The 5,062-nt window shown below is 66.6% G+C and carries 5 protein-coding genes; all 5 read left to right on the top strand.

The features are described from left to right. On the top strand, nucleotides 1-836 hold an 836-nt coding region (locus tag C5N14_RS27525; protein WP_133305771.1), incomplete at its 5' end, for an ABC transporter substrate-binding protein. 57 nt (nucleotides 837-893) lie between these two features. Beyond that, a complete protein-coding gene (locus C5N14_RS27520; protein WP_117672214.1) occupies nucleotides 894-1,880 on the top strand; it encodes an ABC transporter permease in 987 nt (328 codons plus the stop codon). Then, nucleotides 1,867-3,669: a dipeptide/oligopeptide/nickel ABC transporter permease/ATP-binding protein gene (locus tag C5N14_RS27515; protein WP_117672212.1), complete on the top strand. Its 1,803-nt coding sequence runs from the start codon at nucleotides 1,867-1,869 to the stop codon at nucleotides 3,667-3,669. The genes C5N14_RS27520 and C5N14_RS27515 overlap by 14 nt, the downstream gene beginning before the upstream one ends. Further along, the gene (locus C5N14_RS27510; protein ID WP_117672210.1) at nucleotides 3,666-4,583 is read left to right on the top strand and encodes an ATP-binding cassette domain-containing protein; all 918 of its coding nucleotides are present in this window, start codon (nucleotides 3,666-3,668) and stop codon (nucleotides 4,581-4,583) included. The genes C5N14_RS27515 and C5N14_RS27510 overlap by 4 nt, the downstream gene beginning before the upstream one ends. Before the next feature lie 58 nt (nucleotides 4,584-4,641). Then, a partial coding sequence (locus C5N14_RS27505) for an ABC transporter substrate-binding protein (protein WP_243640094.1) occupies nucleotides 4,642-5,062 on the top strand: 421 nt, incomplete at its 3' end.

The raw sequence follows: 5,062 nt of genomic DNA, 5'->3' as shown, positions 1-5,062 counted from the left end.
CGCACTTCTTCCCGCAGGACACCCTGACCCGGGACCGGCTCTATCTGCTCGATGGCGCGACGGCGGATGTCGAACTGATGACCGATCAGGGGCCGGGCATGGCGTTGCTGGACTTCAACCACGGCCGTGCGCTCTGGCAGGACCAGCGGGTCCGGGAGGCGGTGGCGTACGCGGTCAACCGGGACGAGATCGCCGAGCTGGGCGATCCGGGCGTCTCCCAGGCCTGGGACCACTACCTGCTGGGCTCGGTGCAGTGGGCGTTCAACCCGGACGCCAAGGCGCCCGGCCACGACCTGGCGAAGGCCCGCGCCCTGCTCGACGAGGCCGGCGTCACCGCTGACGCCTCCGGTGTGCGGGCCAGGCTGTCGATGTTCTACATGGACAGCTTCCACGGTCACAAGCCGTTGGCGGAGATGATGGTCCGTCAGCTTGCCGAGATCGGCTTCGAGGTCAGCTTCGAGGGGTTGAGTTCGCCGGACTGGGCCCGGCGCGTCGGCGCGGAACACGACTTCGACCTGATCATCGTGGGTGGCTCGATGGCGCCCGACCCGGAGATCACCGCCCCGAAGTACTCCAGCGGTGGGCAGGGCAACATGGCCCAGCACCACAACCCGGACGTGGACGCCGCCTACCTCGCCGCCCGTACGGCGGGCACGCTCGCCGAACGCGGCGAGCACTACAAGCGGCTGCAGGAGGTCTGGGCCCGGGACACCGAATGGGTGCCCCTGTTCTGGTACGGCACGTACTTCGCCCGTAGCCGGGAGTTCTTCGGCTGGGCGGACCAGGTCGGTTACTCGGTGCCCTGGTGGCACTGGGGCCGGATCCGTCCGGTCTAGCCAGAGACACGTGGTGATCTGAATGCGGATCTACCCGAGGGAAGGAGGAGCTGGGGAATGGTTCAGCTGATCTTTAGACGGCTGGCAAGCGCCGTCCTGGTCTTGCTGCTCGCCTCCATCGTGATCTTTACTGTGATCTCGGTCTCGGGTGATCCGCTGGCTGAGCTCCGGGACCGGCAGCCGCCGGTCCCGGGGTCGGTGATCGCAGCCGAGGAGGCCAGGCTGGGTCTCACCGACCCACTGCCGGTGCGCTATCTGTCCTGGCTACAGGGCCTCGTCACCGGAGATTTCGGCCCGTCGACCATCGCCACCCGGGATATCGGGGTGGAGTTGGGCAGCCGGGTCGGGGTCACCCTACGACTAGTGATCCTGGCCATCATCATCGCGCTCGTGCTCTCCCTGCTCGCCGGTACGGTCTCCGCGCTCCACCAGCGGCGCTGGCCGGATCTGATCCTGACCCCCAGCGCGTTCATCCTGCTGGCGCTGCCGTCGTTCTGGCTGGCGGTGCTGCTGAAGCAGTGGGGGATCGCGTTCAACAACGCGACCGGCTACCAGACCTTCTACACGGTTGGGGCGGTCTCGGTGCCCGCACCGAGGGAATTCCTCCCGCTGGTCGCCGACATCGCCGGGCACATGGTCCTGCCGACGATCGTGCTGGCCCTGACGCACTTCGCGACCTGGAGCCGCTATCAGCGGGCTGCGGTCGCGGAGGGGCTGGCCGGTGACCACGTCCGGTTCGCCGTACTCAAGGGACTCTCCCGGCGTCGGATCGTCGGCTCGTACGTCGTCCGTCCGGCGCTGATCCCGATCGTGACGATCGTCGCGCTGGACCTCCCGGTTGTCTTCTCCGGAGCGGTGATCACCGAAACGGTCTTCCAGTGGCGTGGCATGGGGGGCTTCCTGTTGGAGTCGATCGCCTTGCGGGACACGAACGCCGTACTCGCCTGGTTGCTCATCGCGGCGACCGCGGTGGTTCTGTTCAATCTGATCGCCGACATCCTGTACGGACTGGTGGATCCGCGGGTGCGCTATGCCAAATCCTGACCTGCTCAAAGAACCGGCGCCGCTGGTTGATCCGGTGCCGTCGCCCGATCCGATGGGTGAGGCGGGAGCCGGCAAGCTGGCGGTCACCTTCGGTAGGTTCGTTCGGCACAAGGTGGGAATGAGTGCGCTCTGTGTGCTGTTCGTCGTCATCCTGACGGCGATCTTCCTGCCGATGCTCTGGCCGTACGACCATGCCGAGATCACACCGGACCTCTCCCAGTCGCCGTCGCTGGCACACCCGATGGGCACCGACACCCTCGGTCGGGACCTGTTGGCCCTGGTCCTGCGGGGCATGCAGCAGTCGTTGCTGATTGCGTTCTCGGTCACCATCATCGCCAGTCTCATCGGTGTGGTCCTGGGGGTGGTGGCCGGCTATTTCGGCAGTCTTGTCGACGCCACGGTGATGCGGGCCGTCGATCTGGTGCTCACCCTGCCCACCCTGGCGTTGGCCGCGTTCCTGGGCTCGCTGGTCGCCGGCCGGGGAGTCTCCTGGCTCGGACTGGCGATGGTCCTCGGCTCGCTGATGTGGACCTCGGTGGCCCGGCTGGTCCGGGGCGTCGTACTGAGCCTGCGTGAGTTGGCCTTCGTCGACGCGGCCCGGGTGATGGGAGCCAGTTCGACCCGGATCATGTTCCGGCACCTGGTGCCCAACGTCTCCGACCACATCGTGGTGGCCGGCACGCTGATGTTCGGTGTGGCCATCCTGGCCGAGAGCAGCCTCTCCTTCCTCGGATTCGGTGTACAGCCACCGGACACCTCGCTGGGCCTGCTGGTGGCCAACGCCCAGTCGGCGGTACTGACCCGGCCGTGGCTCTTCTACTTCCCCGGTTTGTTGATCATTACGATCGTGCTGTCGGTCAACTACGTCGGGGAAGGACTGCGGGAGGCCTTCAACCCGAAGTCCGCGCCGGACAACCCGTTGACCACCCCTCGGCGTACGGCTCGGAGCAGGCGTACCGGTACCAGGGAGAAGCAGGCGCAGGCATCGCAACCTGCGGCGCTGCTGACGGTCCGGGACCTGTCGGTGCGGTTCGGCCCGCAGACGGCGGTGAAGCCGATCAACCTGGAGATCAAGCCGGGTGAGGTGCTGGCCCTGGTCGGCGAGTCCGGCTCAGGCAAGTCGCTCACCGGGCTCTCCGTGGTGGGGCTGCTGCCGACCAACGCGGTCGGCACCGGTTCGGTGGTCTTCGCCGGTAATGAGCTCACCGATCTGAGCTTTGAGCAGTGGCGGGAATACCGGGGTCGGCGGATCGCGATGATCCTCCAGGACCCGTCGACCACGCTCAATCCGGTGCTCACCATCGCCACCCAGTTCGCGGACTCGATGCGGTTGACCAGCGCGGTCAACCGGACGGAGGCCCGTCGGCGCGCGGCCGAGCTGATGGAGAGCGTGGCAATCAAGGATGCGCAGGCGCGGCTCGATCAGTATCCACATCAGCTCTCCGGCGGCATGCGGCAACGAATCGCGATCGCCCTGGCCATGGTGCACGACCCGGATCTGATCATCGCCGATGAACCGACCACCGCCCTGGATGTCACGGTGCAGGCCCAGGTGATGGCCACTCTCGCTATGGCCCGGGAGCGCACCGGCGCGGCGATGCTCTTCATCACCCACGACCTGGCCCTGGTCGCCGGCATCGCGGACCGGGTCGCCGTCATGTATCAAGGCGACATCGTCGAAGAGCAGGATGTGTTCTCGCTCTTTGACAATCCGCGCTCCGAATACACAAGAAAGCTGCTGTCTCTGGCGCCGAGGATCAGCACGGACAGTTCGGTGGAGAGGCCATGAGCGGGCAGACGCGGGCCGGCGCGGCCACGCCGGAGCCGCCGGCGACCGAGCTGTTGCGGGTTACCGATCTGGTCAAGCACTTCCGGGCACCGAGGGCGGCCCGGCGACGTGGACAGGCGGTCGTGCACGCCCTCTGCGCGGTCTCCTTCTCGGTCGGTTCCGCCGAGACCCTCGGCATCGTCGGCGAATCGGGTTCGGGGAAGACCACCCTGTTACGCACCATTCTCGGGTTGCAACAGCCGACCTCGGGGCAGGTGCTCTTCCTGGGCCGGGACGTCTCCCAACGCAAGGGCAGGAGCGACCTCGCACTGCAGCGGGAGATCTCGGTGGTCTTCCAGGACCCGTACACGTCATTGGATCCCCGGATGACGGTGGCGGACATCCTCGCGGAGCCGGCGCAGATCCACGGCCTGGCGGCCAACGCCCAGAAGGCCCGGACCCTGCTCGACCAGGTACGCCTACCGGCCACCGGGTTGCGGAAGTTTCCGCACGAGTTCTCCGGCGGCCAGCGGCAACGCATCGCGATCGCCCGTGCGCTGGCCCTGAACCCGAAACTGATCGTGCTCGACGAACCGGTGTCGGCGCTGGACGTCTCGGTCCAGGCGGAGATCCTGAGCCTGCTCAGGGAGTTGCAGCGGGAGCGCGGGGTCTCCTACCTTTTCGTCGCGCATGACCTGGCGGTGGTCGCCGAGATCTCCCAGCGGGTGGGCGTGATGTACGGCGGCCAGATGGTCGAGTTGGGCCCGACCCGCCAGGTGATCACCGAGGCCCGGCACCCCTACACCCGGGAACTGCTCGCCGCGGTGCCAGTGCCCGACCCACGGATCGAACGGGCCAAGCCCCGGTTCCTGCAACGCCGGTGGCCGACGGAGACCGACAACCTGCCGCCGTGTGCGCACGGTGACCTCCTATAGCGATCAGTCCCGGCAAGCCCATTCCTGTCATTTTCTTTCAGGATAGAAAGAGGCGCGTATGCCAGTAGATTTTGTGGTGGCCACGCCACACGACGCAGTTGAATTCAATGATGTCTACCGCAATGTAACCGGCAGTGCCGGCTATCTTGCCTGCAACAACATCTACAACCGGGTCGTGCTGAACGAGTGGTACGAGATCAACCCGTTCCCGGATCTGGCCACCCACTGGGAGCAGTTGGACGGCTCGCGTCGGTGGCGGTTCCACCTGAACCAGGCGGCCCGCTGGCAGGACGGCACGCCGTTGACCGCGCACGACGTGGTCTACACCCACCTGCACGCCATGAAGATGGGCTATCAGGGGGCGATGTTCCTCAAGGACGTGGAGACGATCGTCGCGGTCGACGACCATACCGTCGACTATCACCTGCACACCGCGAATGCCGGTTTCCTGGTCCTGCTCGGCAACTTCATCTTCGCGC

Origin of the sequence: Micromonospora sp. MW-13 (genome assembly GCF_003434305.1) — a bacterium.
GTDB lineage: Bacteria > Actinomycetota > Actinomycetes > Mycobacteriales > Micromonosporaceae > Micromonospora.
Note: the sequence above shows the minus strand (reverse complement) of the source record. Positions and strands in the feature narration are given on the sequence as shown.

What these genes read in the sequence shown, in the direction of transcription:
- C5N14_RS27520 (WP_117672214.1), top strand. Translation starts at nt 894, where the DNA reads ATGGTTCAGCTGATCTTTAGACGGCTGGCAAGCGCCGTCCTGGTCTTG.
- C5N14_RS27515 (WP_117672212.1), top strand. Translation starts at nt 1,867, where the DNA reads ATGCCAAATCCTGACCTGCTCAAAGAACCGGCGCCGCTGGTTGATCCG.
- C5N14_RS27510 (WP_117672210.1), top strand. Translation starts at nt 3,666, where the DNA reads ATGAGCGGGCAGACGCGGGCCGGCGCGGCCACGCCGGAGCCGCCGGCG.